Raw genomic sequence first — 14,178 nt, 5'->3', positions numbered from 1 at the left:
CAAAGGTTTTCAACGACTTGCTATAACCTGCTTGGTTTCGAACGCTGTGCGTCGATGAGGAGAGCTGCATTCGTCAACTTGTGGCGAAGTCTCTTGATACCAAACCTCCACGAAATGTTACAACCGGCCAGCCGTCGTTAATACCTGAGATATTGTCTTCTGAACATATGAGCGAGCTTGCATCTTTGCGCGAGTGCTATGTTGCCTCTTTTTTACGGTCGTCGCTTTGAAAAAACTATGTTACAAGCCGCTCCTCTCAAAAGGAGCATTCATTGTGAAAAAAGCAACCAAGAAACGCGTTAAGCGGCGCGAGTGGACCAAGGCAGATATCAAAGAGCTCAAGGTCCATTCAAAGGCTCGAACGCCGGTCACAAAGATATCAAAAATGACCAAACGCTCTGTCGGTGCGCTACGCCAGAAGGCCCTGCATCTTGGCATCGGATTGGGACATCAGCGTTAGCTTATGGAATGTGCTGGTGATTGGTCAGTAGGGCGGCTCCCGGGCCGCCCTTATTGGCTGTTGCATTTGTGTCGCAACTGCGCTTCGCGGATTTCCGCAGAACGGTATGCGGCTCGAATCCTGCCTGGCCCGGCACCGGTCGCTGTTTAAAGCGCAGTAATTCCGGCCATGAATATAGCCCAACTTCTGAAGGAACAAACTTCGAGCCCAGAGCTGATTTCCCTTGATTTCATTGCGCGATCGTTGCTGCTGATACCGAGAATGTAGGTTGTGAAGCGCTATAATGTGAAGTGTCGAAGCCTGCGTGCTCGGTGAGTACAGCCTGCATTCTTCGTGAACGTCTGGTGTGCTTCCCGGTGTGTTCCTGCCAGAGGCCCTGAGCGCCTTGGACTGATGAGGTGGCAGAGTTCCAGCAGCTGATCCGACAAGAACTTGTCGTTTGCGTCACCAACGGCCTGTCGCTCGAAGGAGTTTCGCCGGCACAGCGCAGAACGTGTGTCCGTGATCGGTGGTCCGCTCGCGGTTTTGTGGGGGCGCAGGATTGAGATTTGCAGAGAGATGAGCATTTCACTCGTAAGCGGCAAGCTGAGGCCGTCAGGCTGCGTGGTTCCATGGCATAAGCGCGTCGATTTGGCTGCTCGGCCAGCCGTTGGCGATACGCTGAAGTGTTAAGGCGAGCCAGGCGAACGGATCGACGTTGTTCATTTTCGCCGTCTGCAGCAGCGTTGCGATGGTCGCCCAGGTTCGTCCGCCGCCGTCGCTGCCAGCGAAGAGGCTATTCTTTCTCGTGATTGTTTGTGGCCGGATGGCGCGTTCGACGACGTTGGAGTCGAGCTCGATACGTCCATCGGTCAGGAAGCGTTCGAAGATGGCACGGCGCGAGACGGCATAGCGGATCGCCTCGGCCAATTTTGATTTGCCGGAGATCCGCCGCAAGGTCTGCTGCCAGAGATCGAAGAGATCTGCGACGATCGCCGCGGAGGTTTGCTGGCGCGCGGCAACGCGAGCGTCGGGGCTTTGACCGCGCACGGTTTTCTCGACCTGCCAGAGCCTTGCCATCCGCTCGACCGTCGCCGTTGCCACTTCTGAGCTCCCTGCAACATGCAGCTCGTAGAACTTGCGTCTGCAGTGTGACCAGCTTGCGTCAGGACAAGTCCTGGAAAGGAGGAAGAATGTAATCTGAAACCTTTCAACGTGACCCAGAGGGTTCGACGCCCTCCCGGCAAAGGCGGAGCCCGCCAGCCGGAAGCGAGTCTTGCATGGGTGACGGCAACGTCACTCGTGAAGCGTAGACAGCGGGTACTGAAGCCCTGTGACCAGCCTCGAAATCACGGTCGTGCTGAAGCCTTCGTCGTGTTGGATCCGGGGGCAGCACTGGGAAAGCCGCTATGGCCAGGCTGACCGGTTCGGCCGGGGTCTCTGAGCAGGGCAAAGGTACGGGATGGGACACCAGGAAACCTGAGAGGTCCCGGTTGTGCCCACATGGGAAAGCCGGCACGGAGCACCGGCCATAGCAACGCTCCAGGCCTGATGACCGACTTGGCGAGCATCGGGAGCGCGCACGCGAACACGAAAACACCAAGGCATGTGGAATCCCGAGGTGAAGACATAAGCCGACGGACGCGCGCGGCGGGAAGTCGTAGCGGCTTCGTAGTACCGAGGAAGGCGGGGAACTGGGCTCACCGGGACCCGCTCGAGGGAAGGGAGCCGCCACGCGTTAAGACCCATTGACGAGAAACACGGGAGGGAACGCTGAGTCCCACGAACCTGTCCACGAAACGACAATGGATAGCCGATCTGGCGAGGAAGAATCCCAAGCGGGTGCTGACCTCGCTGCATCACCTGATCGACCGTGAATGGATGCTCGAGGCCTATCGCCTGACGCGCAAGGATGGCGCGCCCGGTATCGACGGCATGATGGCGACGGACTATGAAGCGAACCTGGAGGCGAATCTTTGTGATCTCCTGGCGCGCATCAAATCCGGACGTTACATCGCGCCGCCGGTGCGACGGCACTACATCCCGAAGGCGGATGGGACCGAACGGCCACTCGGCATCCCGACATTGGAAGACAAGGTGGCACAGCGGGCGATTCTCCTGCTGCTGGAGCCGATCTACGAGACCGACTTCTTGTCGTGCTCGTATGGCTTCCGACCGGGACGATCGGCCCATGATGCCCTACACGCTCTGCGCAATGGGTTCATGGAGCAAGGGCTGCGTTGGGTGGTGGACGTCGATATCTCGAAATACTTCGACACCATCGACCACACGCACCTGCGCCGATTCCTCGATCAGCGAGTCGCGGACGGCATCGTCCGGAGGATGATTGATAAATGGCTGAAGGCGGGGGTGCTCGAAAAGGGCGTCCTGCGCCGCACGACTGGTGGAACGCCCCAAGGCGGCGTGATCTCGCCACTGCTTGCAAACATCTACCTGCATTATGTGCTGGATGAATGGTTCGAGCAGGGGGCGCGACCGCGGCTCAAGGGGCGATGCCAACTGGTCCGATACGCTGATGACGCGGTGATCGCCTTCGAGGATCATCTGTCCGGCAAGCGATTGCTGAATGTGCTGGGTAAGCGGCTCGGTCGGTATGGGCTTCAACTCCATCCGACCAAGACCCGCTTCGTAGACTTCCGGTTCAAACGCCCCGGTGGGCGTCATCCCGCGACGGCGGGGACCACATTCAACTTCCTTGGCTTCACCCATGTATGGGGTCAATCGAGGAAGGGTAAGAATGTCGTCCGACAGATAACGGCAAAAGACCGTTATGCCCGCGCGCTGGCTTCCGTCACGGAATGGTGTCGGCTCAACCTGCATCGCCCGTTCCGGGAACAGCACGCGCACTTGTCGCGGGTTATCCGGGGGCACTGCGCCTACTACGGCATCTCCGGCAACGGCCGACGGATCAGATGGTATCACCACCAGCTCACGCGGATATGGAAGAAATGGCTCGCGCGGCGTGGTCGCCACAGCAATCTGCCGTGGTCGCGCTTCCGAGCCATGCTCGCGCGACACCCTCTGCCGACAGCCAAGATCGTCCACCAATATGCCGTCTCGTGAGCGAAGCTTACGCGTGAAGAACCGGATGCGGGTAATCCGCTCGTCCGGGTCTGTGAGGGGCGGGGATGGCAACATCCCCGCCTACTCGGCAGCCAGCCAATGTGATGCCATCATTGCCGCGATCGGATCGCGCGAGCTTGTTATAGGCGGCATAACCATCCACTTGCAGGATGCCGCGATAACCATTGAGGTGGCGGACCGCGCATTCGCCGGCGCGGCTGTCTTCGAAGCGATAAGCCACCATCGGCGGACCGTTGCGGCCAAAGGTTCGGTCATCTCGGGCATAGGCCCATAAGTAGGCCGTCTTGGTCGATCCGGAGCCCGGAGCGAGCGTCGGCAAAGTGGTTTCGTCGGCAAAGACCCGTTCGGCCTTCTTGACCTCGCTGAAGATGTAGTCGGCAATGATCTCGAGCTCGAAGCCGAGCTTACCCATCCATTGGGCCATCAGCTGGCGGTCGAGTTCGACCTGATCGCGGGCGTAGATGGCCTCCTGCCGGTAGAGCGGCAGGCCATCGGCATATTTGGCGACGGCGATGTGGGCCAGAAGCGCTTCCGTCGGAATGCCGCCTTCGATGATGTGGGCCGGGGCCAGCGCCTGGATGACGCCGTCCGCGTTCTTGAAGGCATACTTGGGACGGCGCGTGACGATCACCCGGAACTTCGCCGGCACCACATCCAGGCGCTCCGACACGTCCTCGCCGATCAGCACCTTCTGCTTGCCGGCATACTCCGCCAGCTCTTGCGGCTCAATGACGGTTTCGATCCGTTCCAGATGGGGCGCAAAGCCCTTGCGCCGACGCGGTGCACGCTTGCCATCCGCCTGCGCACGGCCCTTGCTGACCTGGGCCTTGATCGCGGCGATGCCGGTCTCGATCTCCTCGAAGACGAAGGCCTGCTGTTCATCGTCGCCGTTCGCCGAGCCGAGCTTCTCCGATCGTCGGCCGAACCGGGCGCGGTCGAAGGCCTGCAGGATTTGCGTCAGCCGCTCGATGCGCGCATCGGCATCGGCGTTGCGGGCCTTGAGATCGGCGACTTCGCTCTCCAGAGCAGCGGCGCGGGCCGCTTTCTCGGCCATGGCAAGCACCATGGCCTTCAGCGTCTCTACGTCATTCGGGAGGCTGAGATCGGGCGGCGTCATTGACCCGACCAGAGCACATTTTGCCCCGGTTCTCTTGCCCTTTCAGGCCGCTGATTCACTTCGCCGCAGTGCTTTTACCCAACAATCTCCGGCGGCTTGACCGCCGCGGTCCGGATCCGCTTCCAGTCCATCCCATCCACCAGTGCCATCAACTGCGCAGCATTCAGCTGCACCCGATGATGCCCGATCCGCGGCCAGCAGAACCTCGCCTTCTCAAGCCGTTTTAAATAGAGGCACACGCCGGAGCCATCCCACCATACGATCTTTATTCGGTCGGCTCTTTTGGCGCGGAACACATAAAGCGCACCGTCGAACGGATCTGAGCCGGCATCGCGCACCAGCGCAACAAGGCCATCGATACCCTTGCGGAAGTCGACTGGATGGCTCGCCAGGAACACCTTCACGCCGGAGGGGATCATGCCGAACGGACCGCCCGGATCACCCGCTGCAACTGCGCCTCGTCGACGTCCACGCCGGCGCGCACGATCACCTCGCCAATGGCAATCTCGATCACCGCGCCTGCCACAGGCGCCACCACACCCTCGCAACTCGAGTGCCGTGAGCGATAACGCCGCCGCTCGGCCCGAGCGTCACGGCGCCAGGCGAACAGCTGCGACGGGTGAATGCCGATCCGGCGGGCGATCGCCGAGACGCTCGCGCCAGGCTCCAGCGCCTCCATCACGACTTGGGCCTTAAACTCGTCCGACCAGCGTCGGCGAAGCTGCCGCGGCGATCCCTCAAGACGGTCGGCGACCGCTTCGATCATATGGAAGGTTCTAGTTCCAGAACTAGGCGCAGACATAGAAGCTCACATCGGCTCACAAACTTAGCAGCCGATAGCCGATCGTTCACCCCTCCGCCAGACGGGGTCTCCTTGCCGCTTACTTTCACTCAGTGCTCGCTACAGCTTCACGATTGCGGTCGGCCTCCAGCGCGCGGCATCTTTGACGAAGCCTTGAAAGGAGCCTGGTAGTTGCTGCCATCTCGGCATAAACTGGCTACATCACGAAACTAAGCCTATACGCACTTCCTGGCCGGTTTGCCTAAGTGCAAAATTCAGCTGTTGTTACTGTGATCGGCTCCTCTCGGCTGACCAAGGAGAAAGTTGCGTAATGGCCTGAGGTCGATTCTTTAAATCAAGACGCGTCTCCGCTGGGCCATTGGCTGTGGCCGATGAGCATTCTTGCGAGTGGGTGTTACTCGAAGATCATGGGGGCTACGGCTTGGGCGTAAGCGTACCCGGCTGGGCCCGCCGGGTCGCTCGAACTTCGGAACGATACGGTGCACCCAGCAGTAACAGAAACAGCGCGCGATTGGCTTGATAGCTGGCGGCGGAGCGGCTCCGTCCTGAACCCGTCATTACGCGGGCACCTTCGGCCGTATAAACGGACCACAACCACCTTCGTCCGCGCTGCTTCAGGAATGACTCGAAAACTGGAAGCGTTGACATGGCTACGGAGCGTCATTTCTGACGGTCGTGCGTTTGGTCTTCGGAAGGCCGGAGACGCTCTCACGGCGAACCTTCTCCAGACGATGCCTGACCGCGGCCAGCTTGGTAATGAACTCGTTTGATCCGCTTACCCCGAATTCATCAGAAGCGAGCTCGTCCAGTCCTTGCTGTTGCGGCGCCAAAGTCAATAGGCGCTTGCGAGTTTTGGCCGTCAGCGTCATCTGCACGACCCGAGCATCGCTCGCGCAGTGCTTACGCCGCAGGAATCCACTTTTCTCTAGTACCTTTGAGTGCGTCGTGACGAAAGAAGGGTCGACGTGCATCAACTTTGACACCAGGTTGACGGAGACACCATTTTCCTTGCCTAAGTAGGCCACTGCCATCAGGATCATCCACTGTGGCCCAGTGATGCCAAGCACATGAGCTCGGAATCTGGCAAGCTCTTCGAGACACGCACTGATCGACCTGATCTCCCACATGAACGGCCGGGCCGGCTCCAGTCCCTCAGTAGAGACACTTTCAAGCGCGCTGGCTAGACCGGGCAAATCCGGCGGCATCGTAGGTCAGGTTCCATCGTTCACCGGCTTCCCTTAGCGCGAATTGGCAGTAGGTACAACGCCGTAAGAGCAAGCAAATCAAACACTTGGTACGGTCCGGACGGATGGGTAGCGTGCGTAAGAAAGCCGTAGCTGCTCGGAGTCCAGCAGCGGCATTCACGGGCAACTTGCGTCGGATCGATGCTGCACGCCGGTCGGATCGCTGCGCCTGCCAGTGAGATAGCCGCGATTATGGTCTGCTTCTTGCTTCACTGGCGACCTGTCCGTTCCCTGCCGAATTTCTCTGGGGCATGCCGAGCATCGCGGAGACGCACGTCGCATTTTACGTGGCCGACGTAACACGTCCCTAAGGCGCAGGCATTTTTCCAGTAAACGTCCCGTATAGTTCTTCCCAACCTTCCCATGTCGGTAGCCAATCTTCATAGAGTTGAGCTGACCTTTGACTTCGATTTAATTGTGTGAGCAATGGGGACAGCGAAATGCTTCTGTGATCCCGCCAAGTCGCCGAAGTCAACAGCTCTCAAGATCAATTGCAAGCGCAAATCTTCTCAGGTGATGCGTTCAGCGCAAGCGACCGCCTCACGTGATCTCACGGCCGGCGCTACTCGCTCAATCGAACGAGTGCTGCGGCGGGGGGGACGCTTAATGAGGGTCTGAACTATGAGCGATGGTTTCGACCGTTCTCCTGCGGTTTGCTTTCTTCTCGGCCTCCCGCGATCCGGGACGACACTCCTGGCGCACTTGCTCCAGCACCATCCTGACATTGTGGCTCCGCCTGAGCCCTGGTTTATGCTGGCACTTGAGGCATTTGGCAGGGTCGATCAGCGACATCCGGCAGGATCCCCGCTGATCGAGGCTGCCACATCCGAATTTTTGGGACGGATAGATCGCACGTTGGTCTGCCGGGCCTTTGCCGACACTGCGTACAGCCAGTATCTGGCGGCAGCGGGCAAGCGCATCATCATAGACAAGACACCACGCTACTGGACGGCGCTGGAATTTCTTGAAGCTGTCTATCCAGAGGCGCCACACATCCTTCTGATGCGCAATCCCTATGCCATCGCCGCTTCACTGAAATCAACGTGGGGTATCCCGCTGCGGGCAGAAAACTCCTATCCGGTCAGCGTATCTGCTCTCGCTGATCTCATGCTCCGCCTGCCCGCTGTCGTTATATCGTCACTAGCCGATCTGGTTCTTGGCCTTCCCAGGCTCGCCGCGCACCGCGCTCGGCCGCGGACGCAGCTAATAAAATACGAACCGCTCGTGGCGCGTCCCGATCAGGAAGTCCGGCGTCTATTGGTGGCGCTTGGCTGTGATCCAGCGGTCGCCGCGTCCGCGGGAATGGAACAAGCAGATTATCTTCGATCCAGCAGCTTCGGAGACCGAAAAATCCTGGAGCGAAACGCGGTCGACGAAAGCTCTGTCAAAGCATGGCAATCCCAATTGAGCGCTGAAGAGATGCAAACGGTGACCGACCTGATCGGGGTCGAGCTTTTGATAGAGCTCGGATATGAGCAGGAGCTGCTGCATGCGCAGCAAGCCGGCGTGGTGGATAGGGGAGGAGAGGTTACCGAACTCCATCGCCGGATATTCCAAACCTGGCGGGATTTGCGCAGTCGTTCCGCATCCAATAGCTCCATAGTGCGGCAGACGCAAAATCTGTCGGACACCAACGTCGAGGAGGATCTGCGGCTGGCGGACTCAACGGCGGCTCGGTTGCAACACGCGCTGTTGACCTCAGAAGCTGAGCGCGCCGCGGGATTGGATGCCATTCAAAATCGCGACGCGGCAATCAAAGTTCTACGCAGCGAGATCGAACGTCTTGAGCAGGTCCTCAATATGCCTTAGGGTGATCTGGATGCTTGCGATCAAAACACGCTGGCTTATTTAGCTAGTACTGAGCCCGCGACGGGTTGATCTCCGCGCCGGATGGCTGGCGCAGGTTATGACCGCATCAGCGGTGAAACGCCCTCGGTTATGCGGCTCCTGGTTGCGCTCGCACTTGACCTTAACCGTGCGTCATGGCGAGCAGTTTTTTCGCCACCGGTATCTCGGGGCTGCAGCCGTAGACCGGCAAAGAACAGCGATTCTGCATCGAAAAGAACATATGCTGCCCAGACATCTGCGCCGTCTCGAAGCTGAATCGATCGAAATCATGCGTGACGTGGTCGCCGAGTTCAAAAGGCCGGTCATGCTTTATTCGATCGGAAAAGACTCGAGCGTGATGCTGCACGTTGCGATCAAGGCCTTCTATCCCGCAAAGTTGCCTTTTCCCCTGCTCCACGTCGACACGACCTGGAAGTTCCGCGAGATGATCAACTTCCGGGACGCCACAGCCAAGCGGCTCGGCCTCGACCTAATCGTCCATGTAAATAAGGAGGGCATTGAGCGCGGGATCAATCCGATCGACTCCGGCTCCGCGCTTCATACCCAGGTGATGAAGACAGACGCCCTGAAGCAGGCGCTCGACCTCCACGAATTCGATGCTGCTTTTGGCGGTGCCCGGCGCGATGAGGAAAAGAGCCGCGCAAAAGAGCGGATTCTGTCCTTCCGCTCGGCAGGGCACGTATGGGACCCTCGTAACCAGCGGCCGGAACTCTGGAATCTATTCAACACTCGGATTCGCCGGGGCGAAACCATGCGCGTCTTTGCACTGTCGAACTGAACTGAGCTCGACGTCTGGGAATATGTCATGCGCGAGAAGATTCCGGTCGTCCCGCTCTACTTCGCAAAGCAAAGACCGATCGTGCGTCGAAATGGCGCGATGATCATGATCGACGACAAGCGATTGCCGCTTCTGACCGGCGAGGCGCCGCAAATGCGGATGACCCGTTTCCGTACGCTGGGATGCTATCCGTTGAGCGGAGCTATTGAATCCGATGCGACAACGATCGAAGACATTGTCGCAGAGATGCAGACCGCGACAGTATCGGAGCGCCAGGGCCGCCTGATCGATGCCGATGAAGCCGCTTCGATGGAGAAGAAGAAGCGGGAAGGCTACTTTTGATGCTTGCCAAGCCAATAACGCAATCTATCCAAGCCATGCCAAAGGATCAGCTGCGATTCATCACATGCGGTTCGGTGGATGACGGGAAATCCACGCTGATAGGCCGGCTGCTGCACGACAGCAAAATGATTTACCAGGATCAGATGACGGCGTTGGAACGAGATAGCGCCAAGCACGGCACTACCGGCCGTGAGATCGATTTCGCGCTGCTCGTCGACGGGCTTGAAGCCGAACGAGAGCAAGGCATCACGATCGATGTAGCCTATCGTTTCTTTGCGACGGAGCGGCGCTCGTTCATGGTGGCTGATACACCCGGCCATGAGCAGTATACCCGCAACATGGCAACTGGCGCCTCAAATGCTCAGCTCGCCATCATCCTCATCGATGCCCGTAAGGGCGTGCTGGTCCAAACCAAGCGGCACTCGTTCATCTGTTCGCTCCTTGGTATCCGCCACCTCGTCTTGGCAGTGAACAAGATCGACCTCGTCAACTACAGCAAAGAGACCTTTGATCGGATCGTCGCCGACTACGTGGCCTTTGCCGCAGATCTCGGCTTCGATACGATCGTCCCGATTCCGATCTCTGCCAGGTACGGCGACAACGTCGTCAACCGCTCTTGCAACACTCGCTGGCACGATGGTCCCTGCCTGCTCGGCCAGCTCGAGAGCATTGGGATCGGCTCCGATAGCTCCCGGCAGGCCTTCCGCTTTCCGGTCCAGTGGGTGAACCGGCCGGACCTGGATTTCCGAGGTTACGCCGGATCCGTGGCTTCAGGAAGCATCTCGGTGGGAGACGACATCGTCGTCGCAGCATCCGGACGAACCGCGCGCGTCAGCCGGATTGTAACTCAAGACGGCGACCTACCTTGCGCCGAGGCGGGCGATGCAATCACGCTTACCCTTGAAAGCGAAATCGACATCAGCCGCGGCGATCTCCTGGCATGCCCAACCGAGCGACCGGAACTTGCCGATCAATTCGCCGCTCATCTGATCTGGATGGATGAGGACCAACTCGCTGTCGGACGCAACTACATTCTGCGCATTGGATCGCAGACCACAGCCGGCAGCATTACTGCGATCAATCGTCGGATCGACGTCAATACGCGCGAGCATCTGGCAGCCAGGACGCTTGGCTTAAACGAGATCGGATTTTGCAATGTCTCAACCGCATTGCCCGCGGCGTTCGATCCTTACGAGGTCAATCGCAAGACCGGATCATTTATCGTCATCGACCGATATACCAACCGCACGGTCGCAGCCGGGATGATCGCATATCCACTGCGGCGAGCTGCCAACATCGCTTGGCAACCCCTTGCAGTGGGACGCAAGGAGCGGGCCACTCTCAAGAACCAGAAGCCTTGCATCATTTGGTTTACCGGCCTGTCCGGCGCGGGAAAGTCGACAATTGCCAACATCGTCGATCAAAAGCTGTTTGCAATGTCTCGGCATGCCATGCTGTTGGATGGAGACAACCTGCGGCACGGATTAAACGCGGACCTCGGCTTCTCCGAGACCGACCGCATGGAAAACATTCGGCGTACCGGGGAAGTTGCCAAGTTGATGGCGGACAGTGGCTTGATCGTGCTTTGTTCGTTCATCTCGCCTCACAGGGCCGAACGAGATATGGTGCGCAGTCTGGTCGGTAAGGAGGAGTTTGTCGAAGTCTTTGTCGATACGCCGAGCGAAGAATGCGCGCGGCGCGATCCCAAAGGTCTTTATTCAAAAGCGAAGTCCGGTAAGATCAAGAAATTCACCGGCGTCGATGCGTCCTATGAAGCGCCGACAAGACCTGAAATTCATCTCAGGACCAAGGAACAGGCGCCTGAGCAAATGGCCCAAGCTGTGATCGATGTCTTGATGGCGCGCGAAATTCTTGACGGTTACTGATTATCGAACCTATCACCTCGTATCCCACCGTTTAGCAAGATGTGGGCCTCACCAAGCCGCTGGCCCGGCCAAGGCGACTCGGGTTAAGCACCGACATCAATGGACTCATGCTCTAAGGAACAAAATGGTCGCGTCCACACGTCGATTGCCCGCTTCTGGTTATGTCCTCGAAATCGACGGTCAATTGAAAACCGAATTTGCGACCAGAGATGGGGCCTTTGCAGGAGCGCAGGAGCTCAAGAAGCGCCGTCCGATGCTCCAGGTCAGGATCTACGACGCTAGGACAAAGGCCAGAGAAGAAGTCGGGCTTCCAGTAACTTGAGTTTTTCGCTTCACGCTGTTTCTTGCGCGTATGGCGTGCGTCGCGCTCTCCCGATCAAACCTGTGCCCGGCTGAAGCCGCGGGGGAATTGAACACAGGTGCGGAAGCATCGCCAGCATCGGCTGGCTGCAGTCCAGTGCTTGGAGTGTGAAACCTGTACGAGATACTCCAGCGCCCTGACATAAACTACGAGACCGCGCAACTCGGCCACGAAGTGTCGATCGCTCGTGAGCTTGATCGAAAGACGGGGCTGGCACCAGGATCAGCTGTCACGCGGTATTCTCTCGACGTCGACCGGAAGCTCGATGCCATACCTGTCTGCTGTCTCGCAAGAACGCTGTACTGGCGATCACGGCAGCTTGGCTCCAAAACGCGGCGCCACAGACGCTTAGCGTGCTGCGCGTCAGCTTTTCGTCAGCTACCTCGCTTAGCATATTACAGTTTCGACGACCCGAGTTTCCGAGTCCAATCTCACGTTGATCGGGGGCGGAAACGAGCAGTTCAGCGGCGGCCATCGCGGCTCCGACTATGTTCACTCATGGCCCAACTCTCAGTTTCCGCGGTACCTGCATTCGGATTTCAGCTCAGCGATGCCAAAATGCAGTCGCCAGAGTTGGCGATGGCCCAGGACTGGTTGTCGTACGGCCGGCGCGATCGCCCGGCCGGCGCCCGGCTCGGACATTGTGGGTCATTGCGGCGGGCGCGATGTTGGGCAGATTTGCCATATCTCACCTCTCGATCGCCGCGGCCGCACAGGAGATCCGTGCGCAGTACGCGTAACGCAAACGGATGTGGTATGGCCGCCCGAGGGCGAGGCAGGGGTCTCGGATATAGAAAGCCGATGGGATTCAGCGATCGTTGGCGCTTGACGCTCTGCGCGGAGACAAAACCACCGCACTCTTGATTTCGCTTCGTTCTAGATCCGATTTCTGGTCCGGTTAGATTCGTAAATCGACCTGCGCCCACGCGTGAGAGATTCAAATGCTCCGTATACGAAAGCGCTGCGGGCGAACGGTTGGGGCCGCTGAAACCAGGGACGCCGTACCGTCAGCGCTCCAAGCTAGGGCCATCGCGCTGGAATTGCGCTGACGGCAATCGGCGGTGGAAGCATTAAAAATTACTTAATACGAATCATTGCCAGCGAAACCGGGGTATCTGACACATAACCGCTGCGAGACGACGCGTGAATGACGACATAGGTTGCAAAAGTTGCTTTCAAATCGACCCTATCGACCTACTGCCCGATGAGGGCGCCCGGCAGCGGTTCGAGGCGATTGTGGATCGTGCAGGGGACGCGCGCTCAACGTGGTCGCCGCTTGATGAGGAAATGCGCTCGACTCGTGCCGAGCTTCACCGCGTCGAGACCCGCCGCAAACAGCTGATATTGGCCCGCACCGCCGGCGGCCCCGTCGCGGACAAGGAGGAGGCGCAAATCCGTGACTTGAACTTGCAAGCTGCCGGATTCGCTGAAAAGTTGCGTTGCCTCATCGGTCGTGAGGCGACTGCTGCCGCCCGTATGCGGAACTGCGAGAGCCTGGCGTCACGCTGCCGAGCCTTTCTGGCTCGCAGTGGCCTGCGGTCGGGCGTGCGTCTTACCTCGATCCCACAAATCGCGCTGTCGGAGATTTTAGGGCGCGACGAGCCGATCAGTGAGGCTCTCAAGCGCTTGCGCCTGCGTCTTGGCGAGCTCGAAGCCGATGCGCACCGGATTCGCAGTGCGCCATTTCCCAGTGAGGCAAAGAAGCAAGACGCGGCGGTTCTGATCGCACGACTGGCGGAACGTGGAGCGCCGTCTATCTCGGCCATGATTGATGACAACGCGCGTGAGATCAAATGGCCGCTCATCCTCCAGGAGCACGATCTGACGGCTATGGTCCTCGGTGCGGACACGCGGGTTGTGGGCAGGGCATCTGGCCAGGTTCCCGATGTAATTGGGCTGCTCTGTTGGGTCCTTCGTGACACCTTGACCGAAAAGGTGAACGAATTGATCGATACCAACAGCGACGATGCTGCCGCGCTCCCGGCGGATGAGCGTGAAAAGCTGCTAACTCAGATCGAAGTTGACAAATTGATGACCGAACGCAAAGAGGCCGCCCTGGTACAAGCCGCGCAGGCTGCGGGCGAGCCCATCGAACACCGCGATGGCATCAGCGTTCTGGCCGCGCTTCAGCTCGAGCTGGTCACGCAGACATTATGACGACGCGGCCGCGCAAAATATTCTCTCGCAACTGGCACCTAACTGGTTGTCCATGAAGGAACGCGGAGTGCGGCCTGCAACGAACCGGATCAGGCGACG

At 58.9% G+C, this 14,178-nt stretch carries 8 protein-coding genes and 3 pseudogenes; 6 read left to right on the top strand and 5 right to left on the bottom strand.

Annotated elements, in window-relative coordinates; all coding sequences use genetic code 11:
* The first annotated feature begins 274 nt into the window (after positions 1-274).
* Positions 275-460: a hypothetical protein gene (locus J2R78_RS05510; protein ID WP_075968370.1), complete on the top strand. Its 186-nt coding sequence runs from the start codon at positions 275-277 to the stop codon at positions 458-460.
* Between the two features lie 594 nt (positions 461-1,054).
* Here J2R78_RS05510 and J2R78_RS05505 read toward each other — a convergent pair.
* A pseudogene (locus tag J2R78_RS05505) lies at positions 1,055-1,597 on the bottom strand (transposase); the annotation flags it as partial.
* 684 nt (positions 1,598-2,281) lie between these two features.
* On the opposite strand from J2R78_RS05505, the gene ltrA reads away from it, so the two are divergent.
* Positions 2,282-3,523 carry a group II intron reverse transcriptase/maturase gene (gene ltrA, locus J2R78_RS05500; protein ID WP_253588744.1) on the top strand — a complete coding sequence of 414 codons (1,242 nt, stop codon included), beginning with the start codon at positions 2,282-2,284 and terminating at the stop codon, positions 3,521-3,523.
* Positions 3,524-3,611: 88 nt separating this feature from the next.
* Here the strand turns inward: ltrA and J2R78_RS05495 are convergent.
* The 4 genes and pseudogenes from J2R78_RS05495 to J2R78_RS05480 all read right to left on the bottom strand — a co-directional run.
* Positions 3,612-4,661 (bottom strand): annotated as a pseudogene (locus tag J2R78_RS05495) (IS66 family transposase); the annotation flags it as partial.
* A gap of 74 nt (positions 4,662-4,735) precedes the next feature.
* Positions 4,736-5,080 (bottom strand): IS66 family insertion sequence element accessory protein TnpB, encoded by a 345-nt coding sequence (gene tnpB / locus J2R78_RS05490; protein WP_069276023.1) that lies wholly within the window; start codon positions 5,078-5,080, stop codon positions 4,736-4,738.
* Positions 5,077-5,427: a transposase gene (locus J2R78_RS05485; RefSeq protein WP_069276022.1), complete on the bottom strand. Its 351-nt coding sequence runs from the start codon at positions 5,425-5,427 to the stop codon at positions 5,077-5,079. The genes tnpB and J2R78_RS05485 overlap by 4 nt, the downstream gene beginning before the upstream one ends.
* 686 nt (positions 5,428-6,113) lie before the next feature.
* Complete coding sequence (locus tag J2R78_RS05480) at positions 6,114-6,590, bottom strand: MarR family winged helix-turn-helix transcriptional regulator (RefSeq protein WP_256558785.1); 477 nt, start codon at positions 6,588-6,590, stop codon at positions 6,114-6,116.
* A 738-nt stretch (positions 6,591-7,328) separates the two neighbouring features.
* Here J2R78_RS05480 and J2R78_RS05475 point away from each other — a divergent pair.
* The 4 genes and pseudogenes from J2R78_RS05475 to J2R78_RS05460 all read left to right on the top strand — a co-directional run bounded on the left by J2R78_RS05475 (position 7,329) and on the right by J2R78_RS05460 (position 14,079).
* A complete protein-coding gene (locus tag J2R78_RS05475; protein WP_253587722.1) occupies positions 7,329-8,516 on the top strand; it encodes a sulfotransferase in 1,188 nt (395 codons plus the stop codon).
* Between the two features lie 259 nt (positions 8,517-8,775).
* A pseudogene (gene cysD, locus J2R78_RS05470) lies at positions 8,776-9,675 on the top strand (sulfate adenylyltransferase subunit CysD).
* Positions 9,675-11,561 (top strand): sulfate adenylyltransferase subunit CysN, encoded by a 1,887-nt coding sequence (gene cysN, locus J2R78_RS05465; RefSeq protein WP_253603361.1) that lies wholly within the window; start codon positions 9,675-9,677, stop codon positions 11,559-11,561. The pseudogene cysD and the gene cysN overlap by 1 nt, the downstream one beginning before the upstream one ends.
* A gap of 1,504 nt (positions 11,562-13,065) precedes the next feature.
* On the top strand, positions 13,066-14,079 hold the full coding sequence (locus J2R78_RS05460; RefSeq protein WP_253603360.1) for a hypothetical protein: 1,014 nt from the start codon (positions 13,066-13,068) through the stop codon (positions 14,077-14,079).
* Positions 14,080-14,178: the final 99 nt, after the last annotated feature.

The sequence above is a fragment of the Bradyrhizobium sp. USDA 4538 genome (genome assembly GCF_024171045.1).
GTDB classification, from domain to species: domain Bacteria; phylum Pseudomonadota; class Alphaproteobacteria; order Rhizobiales; family Xanthobacteraceae; genus Bradyrhizobium; species Bradyrhizobium australafricanum.
The sequence above is the reverse complement of the archived record's forward strand: the minus strand, read 5'-3'. Positions and strand labels throughout refer to the sequence as shown.